Genomic DNA, 15,279 nt, shown 5'->3' on the forward strand with positions numbered 1-15,279 from the left:
CCCCGTTCACCCCGACAGCGTCCGCCGGGTAGGCCATAGTATCGCAGCTAACCTACACGTTCTCAGGCGCGAGACATCACGCCCCGACCGGGAGGTCCCGGAACGCCTGATCCTTGTCCACGCGGATTTCGCCGGGGAGGCCGAGGACGCGTTCGGCGATGATGTTCTTGAGGATCTCGTCGGTGCCGCCGGCGATGCGGAGGCCCGGCGCCCACATCGTCGCGGCGTGGAACGCACCTTTCAGCGGGGTGAGGGCGGGGTCGGCTATGATGCCGTATTGATCGCCCGCCTCGACCGCGGTGTTGCCGATCGCCTGGAGCTGGTTGGCGGCGACGATCTTGCCGATCGAGCTTTCGGGGCCGGGCACCTGTCCTTTCGACAACGCGGTGATCGTCCGCATCCGGGTGTTGCGCAGGCCCTCCGATTGCACCCACCAGTCGGCGAGCTTCTGGCGGAACGCGGCGTCCTTCAGCAGCGGGCCGTCTGCGCCGCTGGCCTGGGCGGCGAAGGCGAGGATGTCCTCGGGGCCGACCCCGCCGCTCGTACCGATCGCGAGACGCTCGTTCATCAGCGTGAACAGCGCGACCTTCCAGCCGCCATCGACCGGTCCAAGCCGCTGTGCGTCGGCAATCCGGACGTCCTCGAACCACACTTCGTTGAAGCTCGACCCGCCGGACATCTGGTGGATCGGACGGATTTCGATACCCGGCGCCTTCAGGTCGAGCCAGAACATCGTCAGGCCCTGGTGCTTGGGCACGTCGGGGTTGGTGCGGACCAGGACGATGCCGTAGTCGCTGTAGTGCGCGCCCGAGGTCCAGACCTTCTGCCCGTTGATGACCCAGTCGTCGCTGCCGTCCACATTTTTGGCACGCACCGCGCGCGTGCGGATTGCGGCGACGTCGGAGCCGCCGGCGGGTTCGGAGAAAAGCTGCGACCAAATCTCGTCGCCGCGCACCGCGGGGCCAACGAAGCGGTGCTTGGTCGCGTCGTCGGCATAGGCCATTACGGTCGGCACGCACATGCCAAGCCCGATCGTGAAATAGCTGCCGTCAACCGCGTGGCGCGCTTCTTCCTGCCCGAAGATGACGCTTTCGATCGGGGTGCCCCCGCCGCCACCCCATTCCTGCGGCCAGGTGATGCAGGCGTAGCCGCCCGCCGCCTTGCGTGCCTGCCATGCCTTCGCCTTGGCCATATCGTCGGGATAGTGGCCCGCGTCATGCTCGGCGATGTTCGCGTCGAGCCACGCGCGTGCGGCTGCGCGATACGTGGCTTCGGCGTCGCTGTCCTTGAAGTCCATGCTCGTCCTTTCAGGCGGCGTTGCGCATTTCGAGTTGGCCGACGAGACGTTCGCGCCACGCCGCGGGGCTGCCTGCGACGAGCGCGAGCTGGCGCGAGCGGCGGTAATAGAGATGGCAGTCGGACTCCCAGGTGAAGCCCATCCCGCCATGCGTCTGGATGTTTTCCTTCGACGCGAACCAATAGGCGTCGGAGGCGGCGACGCGCGCGGTGGCGGCGGCGAGCGGCAGTTCGGCCGCGCCCGCGTTCAGCGCCCACGCGCCGTAATAGGCGTTCGAGCGCGCGAGTTCGTTCTTCACGTACATGTCGGCGAGCTTGTGCTTGATCGCCTGGTAGCCGCCGATCTGCCGGCCGAAGGCGTAGCGATCGAGCGCGTAGCCCTTCGCCATGTCGAGACAGCGGTCCGCGCCGCCGAGTTGCTCGAACGCGAGGAGCACGGCGGCGCGGTCGAACACCGCCTGCATCGCGGCAATGCCGTCGTCGCTGCCAAGCTTTTCGCAAGGCGCGTCGGTGACGGAGAGGCGGGCGGCGCTGCGGGTTGGGTCGAGTGTTTCGAGGACTTCCGTGGAAACGCCTGCGCCCTTCTCGACGAGATAGAGGCCGTCGCGGGCTAGGACGACGATCAGGTCGGCGACGTCGCCATCGGTGACGGGGATCTTCTCGCCGGTGAGCTTGCCACCGGAAACGGTGGTGTGGATCGAGCGGGCGGTCACCGGGCCGGCGCCTTCCGAGGTAGCGAACGCGCCGATGACGTCGCCCGCCGCGATCCTCGGGAGCCAGCGGACTTTCTGGGTGTCGCTGCCGTACAGCATCAGCGCTTCGGCGACGAAATAGACGGTCGAGGCGAACGGGATCGGCGCGCAGGCTCGCCCGAGTTCCTCGGCGATCGCGCAAAGTTCGATATGGCCAAGGCCCAGTCCGCCAAATTCCTCGGGTATCGCCGCGCCGAGCCAGCCTTGCGCGCCGATCGCTTTCCATAAGTCCGCATCATACGCTTTGGCGGGATCGTCGAGCACCGCGCGGACGCGGTCGCTGCCGCAATGCGCAGCCAGGAACTTGCGCGCCTCGTCCTTGAGGAATTTCTGGTCGTCGGAATAATCGAAGTTCATGCGGACTCCTTAGGCTTCGCCCAATATTCGTCGCGGAGCAGGCGCTTGTAGAGCTTGCCCGTCTCGTGCCGCGGCAGCGTGTCGCGGAAGTCGATCCGGCGCGGCGCTTTCACATGGCTAAGGTTCGCACGGGCGAACGCGCTGAGTTCGGCCGCCAGTTGCGCGCGATCCTCGGTCGGGTCGGCGGGGCAGACGATCGCCACCACCTGTTCGCCCATCTCGTCGTCGGGCGCACCGATCACCGCGACGTCGGCGACCTTCGGATGGGTGACGAGAAGGTTCTCGATCTCGGCGGGATAGATGTTCACGCCGCCCGAGATGATCATGAAGCTCTTGCGGTCGGTGAGGTAGAGGTAGCCCTCCTCGTCGAGCCAGCCGACATCGCCGAGCGTCGTCCAGCCGTGCGCGTTGGCTGCCTCGGCGGTTTTTGCGGGATCGTTGTGATATTCGAACGCGCCGCCGCCCGCGAAATAGACGTCGCCTTCGGAGCGCGCAGGGAGCGCGTTGCCATCCTCGTCGCAGATCATCGTCTGCGCGGTGAGGTTGCGGCCGACCGAGCCCTTGTGCGTCAGCCACTCCGCGCTGGAGATCGCGCAGAAGCCGTTGCCTTCGGTGCCGGCGTAATATTCGCCGATGATCGGCCCCCACCAGTCGATCATCGCCTGCTTGACCGGGAGCGGGCAGGGGGCCGCGGCGTGCCATACCGCCTTCAACGACGACACATCGTAGCGCGCGCGGACGTCTGGCGGGAGTTTGAGCAGGCGGATAAAGTGCGTCGGCACCCATTGCGCGTGCGTGATCCGGTAGCGCTCGATCGCGGCGAGCGCGGCTTGCGGGTCGAAATGCTCCATGACGACGACGGTGCCGCCGACCTGATGCACTGCCATCGACCAGCGCAGCGGCGCCGCGTGGTAGAGCGGCGCGGGCGACAGATAGACCATCTCGGACGTGAACCCGTACAGCCCTTTGCCGAGCATCACGAGTGGCGAGACGTTGGTCCCGAACAGCTCGTCAGACAGCGCGTGTTTCACCCCCTTGGGCTTGCCCGTGGTGCCCGACGAATAGAGCAGGATCCCGCCGGGCGACGGATCAGCAATCGGCGTGGCGGGCTTTGCGTCGCGCGCCGCTTCGTACGCCGCGTACCTGTCGATCGCGCCGTCGACGACGTAGCGGCGCACGTCGTCGAGCATCGGAACCAAGGCCGCTGCCACCTCTGCGCAACCCTTGCTCGCAATCAGCACGCGGCAGTCGCCATCGCGGATGATGTACGCCGCCTCGCTCGCGGTCAGTTTCGACGAGAGACACGTGCAATAGACGCCGGTGCGTTCCGCCGCCCACATCACCTCCAGATAGCGCGGTGAGTTGTCCATCAGCACCGCGATCCCGTCGCCGCGCCTGAGCCCGAGCGACCGGAGCAGGTGCGCGCCCTGGTTCGCGCGTTCGTCGAGGTCGCGATACGTCACCGTCTCGCCCGTCGCCGCCATGATGTAGGCGGGTTTGTCGGGCGTCGTCAGCGCATGCGCGACGGGGTGCATCAGACGCGCTCGATGATGATCGCCGGGGCCATCCCGCCGCCCGCGCACATCGTCACCAGCCCGCGCTTCAGATCGCGGCGTTCGAGTTCGTCCAATATCGTGCCGATCAGGATCGCGCCGGTCGCGCCGATCGGATGGCCGAGCGCGATCGAGCCGCCGTTGACGTTCACCTTGTCGCGGTCGAGCTTCAGGTCGCGGATGAACTTCTCGGCGACCACCGCGAACGCCTCGTTGATCTCCCACAGATCGATGTCGTCGACCGTCAGTCCGGCCTTCGCCAGAACCTTCCGCGCGGCGGGGACGGGGGCGTTGAGCATCAGCGTCGGGTCGTCGCCCATGTTCGCCATCGCGACGATCCGCGCGCGCGGTTTCAGCCCATGCTTGGCGGCGTAATCGGCGCTCGCGAGCAGCACCGCGGCGGCGCCATCGACCACGCCCGACGAATTGCCGGCGTGATGGACGTGCTTGATATCCACGTCGGGATAACGCCGGTTGATCTGCTTGCGATACGTCGTGCCCTTGTCGTCGAGCGGAATGTCGGCAATCCCGGCGAACGACGGACGGAGCGCGGCGAGACCCTCGGCAGTGGTATCGGGCCGCGGATATTCGTCCTTTTCGAGCACCAGCGCACCAGTATCGTCGGTGACAGGCACGAGGCTGCGATCGAACCGCCCTTCGGCGATCGCTACCGCGGCACGGCGCTGGCTTTCCAGCCCAAGAGCTTCGAGCGTTTCGCGGTCGATCCCTTCGATACTGGCGATCGCGTCGGCGCAGATACCCTGGTTCGATTGCGGATGCGCGGCGTCGAGCCGTGCGTTGCCCGAGCCGATGCCGAGCGGCCGCTTGCCCGCCGCCATGTCGTCCTGCATCATCGTCGTAGTCAGCGACATCATCTCGGTGCCGCCGGCGATGACGAGGTCTTCCATCCCGCTCATGATCTGCGCCGCAGCGAAGTTTACCGCGGTAATCCCGCCGCCACAGAACCGGTCGAGCGTCGTCCCGCTCGCCTTGACATCATAGCCCGCGTCGAGCGCCGCCATCCGCCCGAGATCGCCGCTCTGCTCGCCGCGCTGCGTCGAGGTCGACCAGATGATGTCGTCGACATCGGCGGTATCTAGCTTGTTTCGCTCGGCAATCGCCTTCAGGACGGTCGCGGCGAGATGTTGGGGGTGCATGTGCGCAAGCGCGCCCTTGCCGGTCTTGCCGATACCGCGCGGGGTACGGACGGCGTCGATGATCAGTGCCTCGGCCACATCGCTCTCCTGTTGCACCCGCCGGTTCGGTCGTGGTGCCTGATGCCGGATTGCGTCCGGCTTCGGTACGACGTAACATTCGTTATGGGGAATGGCTTGTCAAGCAGGGTATTGTTGGAAGACGGGGCGGCACCACGCGCAGATCTGGCGCCGCGCGACTGGTTGGAAATCGGCTTGCAGTTGCTGAAGAATGGCGGGCTCCGCGCGCTGAAGCTTCGCGGGCTGGCGCAGGCGCTTGGTGCATCGACGGGAAGCTTCTACCATCATTTCAAGGACTTCGATGGGTATCATGCGGCGCTCGCGGGGTATTTCGTCGAAGCGCATATCGATCCGTTGATCGTCACGTTGTCCGCGTCGGGGCTTCCACCGGTAGAGCGCATTCGCGCATTCGCGGATCATGTTCGCGACCACGACATGGCGCAGCTGGCCTTGGCGATGCGCGCCTGGGCGAAAAGCGACGCGCGAGTGGCGGCGGCGATCCGCGAGCATGACGACACGGTGATGGCGTTCCTCGTCGAGCAACTCATGGCGCATGGGTTCGAGCCTGCCGAGGCGGGGATCCGCAGCTATGCGCTGTTGGCTATCGGCCTCAGCCAGGTCCATGCCGCCGAAGGGATTGAGCGCAGCGTCGTTCGCGAGGGATTGCTGACACTGCTGTGCGAGCGCTAGCGTAGTGGACTGACGCGACTCCGTAAAAAAGCGGAGCGCGAACAATAGGATGCGGGCATGCAGACGTATGACTACGTGATTATCGGCGCGGGCTCGGCCGGCTGTGTGCTCGCCGCGCGATTGACCGAGGACGCCGACGTGTCGGTGCTGCTGCTGGAGGCGGGCGGCCGCAACGACGGTGTGCTGGTGCGAATGCCCGCGGGTGTCGGGGAACTCATCAAGAGCAAGAATGCGAGCAACTGGGGCTTCTCGACCGAGCCCGAGCCGCATCTCGATAACCGTCGCCTGTGGTGGCCGCGCGGCAAGGGGCTGGGCGGGAGTTCGTCGATCAATGGCATGATCTACACGCGGGGGCATCCGCAGGATTATGACGAGTGGCGGCAGATGGGCTTGCCCGGTTGGTCGTTCGACGACGTGCTGCCGTATTTCAAGCGGCTCGAAGGGCATCATCGCGGCGAGTGCCCCTTGCACGGCGGTGGGGGGCCTCTGACGATCTCGGGCGGCGAGTCCGACAGTCCGTTCTACGACGCGCTGGTCGAGGCGGGGCGGCAGGCGGGGTACCCGGTAACCGAGGATTTCAACGGCGCGAGTCAAGAGGGCTTCGGGCGCTACGACCTGACCGTCGCGGACGGGAAGCGCTGGAGCACCGCGGCGGCGTATCTGCGGCCGGTGTTGTCGCGGCGTAACCTGACCTGCGTGACGGGCGCGCGGACGACGCGGATCCGGATCGACAAGGGGCGTGCGGTCGGTGTCGACTATGTGCTCGACAAGGGCGGGCGGAAGGAGAGCGTGACGGCGACGCGCGAGGTACTGCTATGCGCGGGGGCGGTGCAGTCGCCGCATATCCTTCAGCTATCGGGGATCGGCGATCCGGACCGGCTGACCGCGGCGGGTGTCGGCGTGGTGCACGCGCTGCCCGGCGTCGGCGAGAATTTGCAGGATCATCTCGACGTCGTGATGAACTGGAAATCGCGTGGGCTGCGAACCGGGTACGCGATGACCAAGGGCGTCGGGATGATCGGCGTCGGGCTCAATTACCTGTTGCGCGGCAAGGGCGCGGGGCGGCAGCAGTTCCTCGAGGCAGGCGCGTTCGTGTCGTCGCGCGAGGGTCTGTCGCGGCCCGACGTGCAGATCCACGCGGTGCTCGCGATCATGCAGGATCACGGCAAGGTCAAGGCGACCGAGGACGGCTTCACGCTGCACCTGTGCCAGTTGCGCCCCGAAAGCCGGGGACGGATCGGGCTGCGCTCTGCCGATCCGTTCGCCGATCCGGTGATAGCTGCGAATTATTTGGCGACCGCGGAAGATCGTCGGGTGATGCGCGCCTGCATCGGGATCGGGCGCGACGTGGCACGCCAAGCGGCGCTCGATCCGTACCGCGCTGGGGAACTGTCGCCGGGCGAGGATGTGCGGACTGACGACGAGATCGACGCCTGGGTGCGGCGGACGGCGGAGACGATCTACCATCCGGTCGGGACGTGCAAGATGGGCGCTGCAGACGACGCGCTGGCGGTGGTCGATGCGACCTTGGCCGTGCGCGGACTTCAGGGGTTGCGGGTGGTGGACGCCTCGGTGATGCCGACGCTGATCGGGTCCAACACCAACGCGCCGACGATCATGATCGCGGAGAAGGCGGCGGACATGATCAAGGGGCGGCAACTGGCGCGGGCGGCCTAAGGGTCCGCCCTCCACAATTCACCAACCTGGCTAACTAGACACCACCCCGGCGGAGGCCGGGGCCCAATTGGAAAGGTCGCAGTAACGAGGCGCTGCCCTTAGTTACTGGCGTTCCCCAATTGGGCCCCGGCCTTCGCCGGGGTGGAGGTTGGTACCAAGCGTACCCATCTTGCCCCGTCGCCGCCTCACCTTCCTCTAATTGAGAGAGGGAAGGGCCCCGCCCGGCGCTTTGCCGTGAGAGGAGCGGGGGCGGCTTACATCACCGCGGCGCCATCCGGATAGCGCCATCAAGCCGCACGTCCTCCCCATTGAAATACCCGCATTCGATCATCGTCAGCGCCAGCGCCGCAAACTCCTCCGGCCGACCCAGCCGCTTGGGAAACGGCACCGACGCCGCCAGCGCATCGCGCACCTGCTGCGGCGCGGCGGCCAGCAGCGGTGTATCGAAAATCCCCGGCAGGATCGTGTTCACCCGAATCCCCTCGCTCATAAGATCGCGCGCGATCGGCAGGGTCATGCCGACCACGCCTGCCTTCGACGCCGAATACGCGGCTTGCCCCATCTGGCCGTCCTCCGCCGCAGCACTGGCCGTGTTGACGATCGCCCCACGCTCGCCGTCCTCGCCAGGCTCCAGCGTCAGCATCCCCGCCGCCGACTTCGCAAGACAACGGAACGTGCCGACGAGGTTGATCTGGATGATCCGGTCGAACGCATCGAGCGGGAAATGCTTGATCGAGCCATCCTGCTTCGATCGCCCGGCAGTCTTCGCCGCGTTCCCCGTGCCTGCGCAATTGACGAGGATCCGCTCCTGGCCATGCGCCGCGCGCGCCGCCGCGAACCCAGCATCGACGCTGTCGTCGGACGTGACATCGACCTTGCAGAACACCCCGCCGATCTCGTCCGCGAGCGCTTCACCCTTGTCCGCCTGCAGGTCGAATATCGCCACCTTCACCCCCTTGGCGGCAAGCGCGCGCGCCGTGGCGGCGCCCAGGCCCGACGCGCCGCCGGTCACGACGGCAGCAGTGTTTGCGAGGTCCATGCATCTCTCCTGTTAAAGCCCCGAGGTCCGCGCCCCGGTTGCAGAACAATAGTTATGCCGGTATTCGAGGCTTGCCAAGCCGGCATGTCGCTGAGGATCCGACGATGAGCCACGCCATGTTGCAGAACGCCAGCCCGCACTGGCTTCCGCGCCAGCCCAAGGGCGCGCTCGATCATATTCCGGGGAGCAACGGCCTGCCGTTCGTCGGCAACACGTTCAAGTTGCTCGCTGATCCGATCGCGTTCTCGGAAGGAATGGCAGCGCGGTACGGCCCGATCTATCGCAACCGCGCGCTCGGCGGGACCGGCGTCAACCTGCTCGGTCCCGATGCGAACGAGCTGGTGCTGTTCGATCGCGACAAGATCTTCTCGTCCGAACAAGGCTGGGGCCCGCTCCTCAACATGCTGTTTCCGCGTGGCCTGATGCTGATGGATTTCGACAAGCATCGCGCCGACCGGAAGGCGCTGTCGGTCGCGTTCAAGCCCGAACCGATGCGGCACTGCGCGACTGAGCTAGATGCCGGGATCGAGGCCGCGATCGGCGGCTGGGCCGGGCAGACCTTGCGCTTCTACGATGTGGTGAAGAAGCTCACGCTCGATCTCGCCGCGACCAGCTTCCTCGGCGTGCCGCTCGGCGCGGAGGCGGACCGGATCAACCAGGCATTCGTCGACGAGGTGCAGGCGAGCGTGTCGCCGATCCGCAAACCCTGGCCCGGCACGCAGATGCGCAAAGGCGTGCGTGCCCGCGCGTATCTGGTCGATTTCTTCGAGCGCGAAATTCCCGCACGGCGGACCGGCGACGGCCAGGATTTCTTCTCGCAATTTTGCCGCGCGACCGATGACGACGGCGCACCGCTGTCCGCGCTGGCGATCGCCGACCACATGAACTTCCTGATGATGGCGGCGCACGACACGATCACCTCGTCCGCGACCAGCCTCGTGATGCTGCTCGCGCGCAACCCGGATTGGCAGGAGCGGCTACGCGAAGAGGTTGCGGCGCTCGACCCGGATGTGCCGCTGACCGAGCAGCTCGATCGCCTGATCCTCACCGAATACGCGTTCAAGGAATCGCTGCGGATGATGCCGCCGGTCCCGTCGATTCCGCGGCGTGCGCTCAAGGATTTCAGCTTCGGCGGGTTCGATATCCCGGTGGGCACGAGCGTCAACACCGCCATCACCTTCACGCACCGGATGGCCGAGCACTGGCCCGATCCCGACAAGTTCGACCCGTTCCGCTTCACGCCCGAAGCGTCGAAGGGCCGCCACCGGTTCGCGTGGGTGCCGTTCGGCGGCGGCGCGCACATGTGCATCGGCTTGCACTTCGCGACGATGCAGATGCGACTGCTGATCGCACATCTGCTCCTGCGCTACCGGATCGAGGCGGCGGCGGGCAGCGGCGAGGCGTGGCAGGTGTTCCCGATTCCGCGACCCAAGGATGGCTTGCCGGTGACGTTCGTACCACTTGCGTCCGCGTAACAATTCGTCATCGTCGCATCCGACGAACCAGGCGGGGCAAGACATGACGATACGGTACATGATGTTGGCGGGCGCAGCTTTGGTTTCCACCGCCGCGGCCGCGCAGGTCCAACCACCACGTGTCGCGAAGAAGCCGTTCCAGGTGACGTCGCCCAACGGCGCGCGCGAGGACCATTATTACTGGCTGCGCGACGACACGCGGAAGAACCCGGAGATGCTCGACTATCTCGCCGCGGAGAACGCCTACGCGGATGCGCAACTCGCTTCGCTGAAGCCACTCCAGGCCAAGCTCTACGAAGAGACCGTCTCGCGTATCAAGCAGGACGACAGCTCGGTGCCGTATGCGAAGAACGGCTATTATTACGGCTCGCGGTTCCAGACTGGCGCGAACTATCCGATCCTTGAGCGCCGCAAAGGGAGCAGCACCGCGCCCGCCGAGACGCTGTTCGACGAGCCCGCGATGGCGAAGGGCCACAGTTTCTTCGCGCTGAGCGACTGGGCAGTGAGCCCCGACAACCGCCGCGTCGCCTGGGCCGAAGACACCATCGGCCGTCGCCAGTATGTCCTCAAGGTGAAGGACCTCGCGACCGGCGCGACGATCGCCGACACGCTGTCGAACATCGAGCCGAACGTCGTCTGGGCGGACGACAACAAGACGTTGTTGTACGTCGAGAAGGACCCGGTCACCCTGCGCGGCTACCGCGTGAAGGCGCACGTCTTGGGTACGCCCGTCGCCAGCGACCGTCTGTTGTACGAGGAGAAGGACGACACATATTCGATGGAGGTGTCGCGGACGTCCGATGACAAGTTCGTCTGCATCGGCGTCGGCAGCACGGTCAGCGACGAGCAACGCTGCGCTCCCGCCGCCGCACCGACGAACTTCGCGATCGTCGCACCCCGCGCGCGCGAGTTCCGCTACAGCGCGGATCACATCGGCAATCGCTGGATCATCCGCACCAACAAGGCCGCGAAGAACTACGAGCTGGTGACCGTCGCCGACGCCGATCTGGCCAAGGGCACAGCCGCATGGCGCGATCTGACGCCGGCCAGCGCCACCGTGTTCATCGAGGGGTTCAAGCCGTTCGACGGGTTCGTCGCGATCGACCAGCGCGAGGGCGGCAACCGGATGATCCGCGTGCTGAACGATGCAGGCAAGTCGACGCCGGTGACGGCGGACGAACCTGCCTATCGCATGTCGCTCGACGTCAACGAGGAGACCGCGACGCCGTGGGTGCGCTACACCTATGGCTCGCTCGTGACGCCGACCACGACCTACGAGGTCAACGCGAAGACCGGCGAGCGCCGCGTGCTGAAGGTCGCGCCGGTGCCGGGCTACGATCCCGCGAAATACGTCACCGAACGCGTCTGGGCGCCCGCGCGTGACGGCACGCGGATCCCCGTGTCGCTGGTTTATGCCAAGGGCACCAAGCGAGACGGCACCGCACCGCTCTTCCAGTACGCCTATGGCAGCTATGGGATTTCCAGCGATCCGGGCGTCGATCCCGGCCGGATCGGCCTGCTCGATCGCGGCGTCGTGTATGCGATCGCGCATATTCGCGGCGGGCAGGAGATGGGGCGCGGCTGGTATGACGACGGGCATCTGCTCAACAAGAAGAACAGCTTCACCGACTTCATCGACGTCACCCGCTATCTCGTCGCACAGAAATACGCCGCCAAGGACCGCGTCGCGGCAATGGGCGGTAGTGCCGGCGGGCTACTGATGGGCGGCGTCGCGAACATGGCGCCGGCCGACTACAAGCTGATCATCGCGCAGGTGCCGTTCGTCGACGTGGTGACGACGATGCTCGACGCCTCGATCCCGCTGACGACGTTCGAGTATGACGAGTGGGGCAACCCCGCGCAGAAGGCATCGTACGACTACATGCTGAGCTATTCGCCGTACGACAACGTCAAGGCGAAGGCGTATCCGGCGCTGTATGTCGGCACCGGGCTATGGGACAGCCAAGTGCAATATTACGAGCCGACCAAGTGGGTCGCCAAGCTCCGCGAACTCAAGACCGACAAGAACCCACTGCTTTTCCGCGTCAATATGGAGGCCGGGCATGGTGGCAAGTCCGGCCGGTTCGAACGCTATCGCCAGAATTCGGAATGGCAGGCGTTCATGCTGCAACAGCTTGGCCTCGCGAAATAGCGCGACCGTTGGCACGCGACCCAAAGCAGGGTACCGATCGCGCAGGACGCGGCTTTCAGCCGTTTCCCGTGATCGCGTCGGTGCCCGGAAGGGCTTGATTGGGAATGCGGTGCGGACGGCTTGCCGTCCCATGCCGCGGCTGTCCCTGCAACTGTAAGCGGTGAGCGAGACGCACGAGCCCTTTTCGCGAGGGCAGCCACTGGGTCGACGACCTGGGAAGGCGTGGCGAGGAGCTTTGACCCGCGAGCCAGGAGACCTGCCGGCGTCTGGTCGCTCTTGTCCCGGTCCAGGGGGTGGCCGAGGCACGGTGAACGCCGCCTGCGTGACACTGGCTGAGCGACGACCATGTGGCGGGGGCCGCATCGGCGTCGTGCGTCGGCCGCTCATGGCGTCCGGTCGTCGCGTGACCCGGCCGTTCGCGGCAGGCCCCGGTCCTCGTCGGACGCTCGGGGTTTGTGCATGACGACTTTGACACTTGAAAGACCGACGCGGGTTTCGACCCGAAAGCGCATCGGCTGGATGTTCGCAGGCCTGGTCGCGGCCAACATCGCCGCATGGTGCTGGGCGTTCTCGCTGTTCCACGCACAACCACTGATGCTCGGCACGGCGCTGCTCGCTTGGGGCCTGGGCCTGCGCCACGCGGTCGACGCGGACCACATCGCCGCGATCGACAATGTGACGCGGAAACTCATGCAGGACGGCCAGCGCCCGATCGCGGTCGGTTTCTGGTTCGCGATCGGTCATTCCGGCATCGTGCTCATCGCGGCCGTCGCGATCGCACTGACCGCCAATGCGCTGTCGCAGTTCGAGGCATTCAAGCAGGTCGGCGGCGTGGTCGCGACCGTCATCTCCGCTGTGTTCCTGTTCACGATCGCCGCGATGAACCTGATCATCCTCCGCTCGGTCTGGCGTACTTTCGGCCATGTCCGCGCCGGCGGCACCTATGTCGAGAAGGACCTCGACCTGCTGCTCGGCAACCGCGGCCTGCTCGCGCGGCTGTTCCGGCCGATGTTCCGGCTGGTCACGCGGAGCTGGCACATGGCGCCACTCGGCTTCCTGTTCGGACTAGGCTTCGACACGGCGACGGAGGTCGCGATCCTCGGCCTCTCCGCAAGCCAAGCCGCCGACGGTCTCTCGATCGGTGTCGTCCTCGTCCTCCCCGTACTGTTCGCGACCGGCATGGCACTTGTCGACACCGCGGACGGCGTCGTCATGCTCGGCGCCTATGAATGGGCGTTCGTGAAGCCGATCCGCAAGCTCTACTATAACATCACCATCACGCTGATCTCGGCGATCGTCGCGATCGCGATCGGCGGGATCGAGACGCTGGCACTGCTGGGTGACAAGCTCGGCCTGACCGGCGGTATCTGGGACATGGCGCAGGCGCTCGGTGCAAACTTCAACGGCCTTGGCTTCGCGATCATCGGCCTGTTCGTGCTCTGCTGGGTGCTGAGCTTCGCGATCTACCGCTGGAAACGCTTCGACGAGATCGAGGTCGTGCACGGATAGCGCTCCCGCCGATTTCGATCCTCCCCCGCTAGGGGGAGGTGGCGCGAAGCGACGGAGGGGGAGGACGGCGATCACGTTTGTTCCGTGTCCGCCCCCTCCGTCACCTCCGGTGCCACCTCCCCCTGGCGGGGGAGGATCAAAAACTACCGATATGCGAATTGGCACGCCCCCGGAATTCCTCTAACCCACCCCCGAGGCTCGGTTTCACCGAACCTCAGATCGCGCCGGTGCCCTTCGGGGCTTGAATGGGAATGCGGTGCGGGAGTTCCTCCCAATGCCGCGGCTGTCCCTGCAACTGTAAGCGGTGAGCGAGACGCACACGCCTTTCACGAGAAGGGCAGCCACTGGGGAAACCTGGGAAGGCGTACGTCGAGCCTCGACCCGCGAGCCAGGAGACCTGCCAGCGCAACGGTCGCTCTTGCTACGATCCAGGGGATGGTCGCGGCACGGTACTCCGTCTGAGCGACGAACGCGTGCGGCCCCATGGTCGTGCGTGCGTGTGCTCGCAGGAGAATACCAATGCCCGATCTTTCAAAGGTCCCCGTCACGATCGTCACCGGCTTTCTCGGAGCCGGCAAGACGACCCTCATCAGCCACCTGATCCACAACGCGAACGGCCGCCGTCTCGCCGTCGTCGTCAACGAATTCGGCACGCTCGGTATCGACGGGGATATCCTGAAGGGCTGTGCGATCCCCGATTGCCCGGCGGAGAACGTGATCGAGCTGGCGAACGGCTGCATCTGCTGCACGGTGGCGGACGATTTCATCCCGACCGTGGAGGCGCTCCTCGCGCTCGACCCGCGCCCCGATCACATCCTTATCGAGACGTCTGGCCTCGCGCTTCCCAAGCCGCTGCTGAAGGCGTTCGACTGGCCCGCAATCCGCTCGCGCATCACCGTCGACGGCGTCATCGCGCTCGCCGATGCGGAAGCCGTCGCCGCGGGCCGCTTCGCCCCTGATGTGGCCGCGCTCGAAGCCCAGCGCGCCGCCGACCCCAGCGTCGATCACGAGACGCCGCTATCTGAAGTATTCGAGGATCAGCTCGCCTGCGCCGATCTGGTGCTCCTGACCAAGGTCGATCTCGCCGGCCCGGAAGGCGTCGCCAAGGCACGCGCCGTCATCGCCGCGGAGTCCGCACGGCCGCTCCCGGTGATCGACCTAACCGACGGCATCATCGATCCCCGCGTGATCCTCGGCCTCAACGCCGCGGCCGAGGACGACATCGCCAGCCGCCCCTCGCACCACGACGGCGAGGATGATCACGAGCATGACGACTTCGACAGCGTCGTCGTCGAGCTTGGCGAAATCGCCGACCCCGCCGACCTGACCGCGAAGATCGAGGCGCTCGCCCGCAGCGCCGACATCCTCCGCGTGAAGGGCTACGCCGCCGTCACCGGCAAGCCGATGCGCCTGCTCGTCCAGGCGGTCGGCGCCCGCGTCCGTACGCAATACGACCGCCCGTGGCGCGCTGACGAGCCACGCCGCACGCAATTGGTGGTCATCGCCGAGCACGACCGGATCGACGAGGCCCGCATCAAGGCCGCGCTGGACGGCTGAGGCCCACG

General features: G+C 66.2%; 11 protein-coding genes and 2 riboswitches. Of the genes, 6 read left to right on the forward strand and 5 right to left on the reverse strand.

All coding sequences use genetic code 11. The annotated features are described in order from the left end of the window. Positions 1-76: 76 nt before the first annotated feature. From O6X71_RS03980 to O6X71_RS03995, 4 genes are read right to left on the reverse strand one after another with little or no spacing between them, the layout of a single operon-like run. Positions 77-1,297, reverse strand: coding sequence for an acyl-CoA dehydrogenase family protein (locus O6X71_RS03980; protein ID WP_353464548.1), 1,221 nt, complete (start codon positions 1,295-1,297; stop codon positions 77-79). Between the two features lie 10 nt (positions 1,298-1,307). After that, on the reverse strand, positions 1,308-2,405 hold the full coding sequence (locus tag O6X71_RS03985; RefSeq protein WP_353464549.1) for an acyl-CoA dehydrogenase family protein: 1,098 nt from the start codon (positions 2,403-2,405) through the stop codon (positions 1,308-1,310). Then, positions 2,402-3,940: an acyl-CoA synthetase gene (locus tag O6X71_RS03990; protein ID WP_353464550.1), complete on the reverse strand. Its 1,539-nt coding sequence runs from the start codon at positions 3,938-3,940 to the stop codon at positions 2,402-2,404. Before O6X71_RS03990 ends, O6X71_RS03985 begins: the two co-directional genes overlap by 4 nt. Beyond that, a complete protein-coding gene (locus tag O6X71_RS03995; RefSeq protein ID WP_132739425.1) occupies positions 3,940-5,193 on the reverse strand; it encodes an acetyl-CoA C-acetyltransferase in 1,254 nt (417 codons plus the stop codon). Before O6X71_RS03995 ends, O6X71_RS03990 begins: the two co-directional genes overlap by 1 nt. A gap of 96 nt (positions 5,194-5,289) precedes the next feature. Between O6X71_RS03995 and O6X71_RS04000 the strand changes: the two genes are divergently transcribed. Further along, complete coding sequence (locus tag O6X71_RS04000; RefSeq protein WP_353464551.1) at positions 5,290-5,862, forward strand: TetR/AcrR family transcriptional regulator; 573 nt, start codon at positions 5,290-5,292, stop codon at positions 5,860-5,862. 57 nt (positions 5,863-5,919) lie between these two features. Continuing rightward, complete coding sequence (locus O6X71_RS04005) at positions 5,920-7,539, forward strand: choline dehydrogenase (protein ID WP_353464552.1); 1,620 nt, start codon at positions 5,920-5,922, stop codon at positions 7,537-7,539. Between the two features lie 259 nt (positions 7,540-7,798). Here the strand turns inward: O6X71_RS04005 and O6X71_RS04010 are convergent, their stop codons facing one another. Then, positions 7,799-8,578, reverse strand: a complete 780-nt coding sequence (locus tag O6X71_RS04010; protein ID WP_333960034.1) for an SDR family NAD(P)-dependent oxidoreductase — start codon at positions 8,576-8,578, stop codon at positions 7,799-7,801. Positions 8,579-8,682: 104 nt separating this feature from the next. Here O6X71_RS04010 and O6X71_RS04015 point away from each other — a divergent pair, with 104 nt between their 5' ends. From O6X71_RS04015 to cobW, 4 genes are all read left to right on the forward strand, one after another. Beyond that, positions 8,683-10,053: a cytochrome P450 gene (locus O6X71_RS04015; protein WP_353464553.1), complete on the forward strand. Its 1,371-nt coding sequence runs from the start codon at positions 8,683-8,685 to the stop codon at positions 10,051-10,053. Positions 10,054-10,096: 43 nt separating this feature from the next. Next, positions 10,097-12,205 (forward strand): S9 family peptidase, encoded by a 2,109-nt coding sequence (locus O6X71_RS04020; RefSeq protein WP_353464554.1) that lies wholly within the window; start codon positions 10,097-10,099, stop codon positions 12,203-12,205. A 61-nt stretch (positions 12,206-12,266) separates the two neighbouring features. Then, positions 12,267-12,483, forward strand: a riboswitch (cobalamin riboswitch). Positions 12,484-12,664: 181 nt separating this feature from the next. Then, complete coding sequence (locus tag O6X71_RS04025; protein ID WP_435368438.1) at positions 12,665-13,714, forward strand: HoxN/HupN/NixA family nickel/cobalt transporter; 1,050 nt, start codon at positions 12,665-12,667, stop codon at positions 13,712-13,714. 208 nt (positions 13,715-13,922) lie between these two features. Next, positions 13,923-14,133, forward strand: a riboswitch (cobalamin riboswitch). Between the two features lie 100 nt (positions 14,134-14,233). Beyond that, positions 14,234-15,271: a cobalamin biosynthesis protein CobW gene (cobW, locus tag O6X71_RS04030; RefSeq protein WP_353464555.1), complete on the forward strand. Its 1,038-nt coding sequence runs from the start codon at positions 14,234-14,236 to the stop codon at positions 15,269-15,271. Positions 15,272-15,279: the final 8 nt, after the last annotated feature.

This window comes from Sphingomonas faeni (assembly GCF_040407505.1).
Taxonomy (GTDB): domain Bacteria; phylum Pseudomonadota; class Alphaproteobacteria; order Sphingomonadales; family Sphingomonadaceae; genus Sphingomonas; species Sphingomonas faeni_E.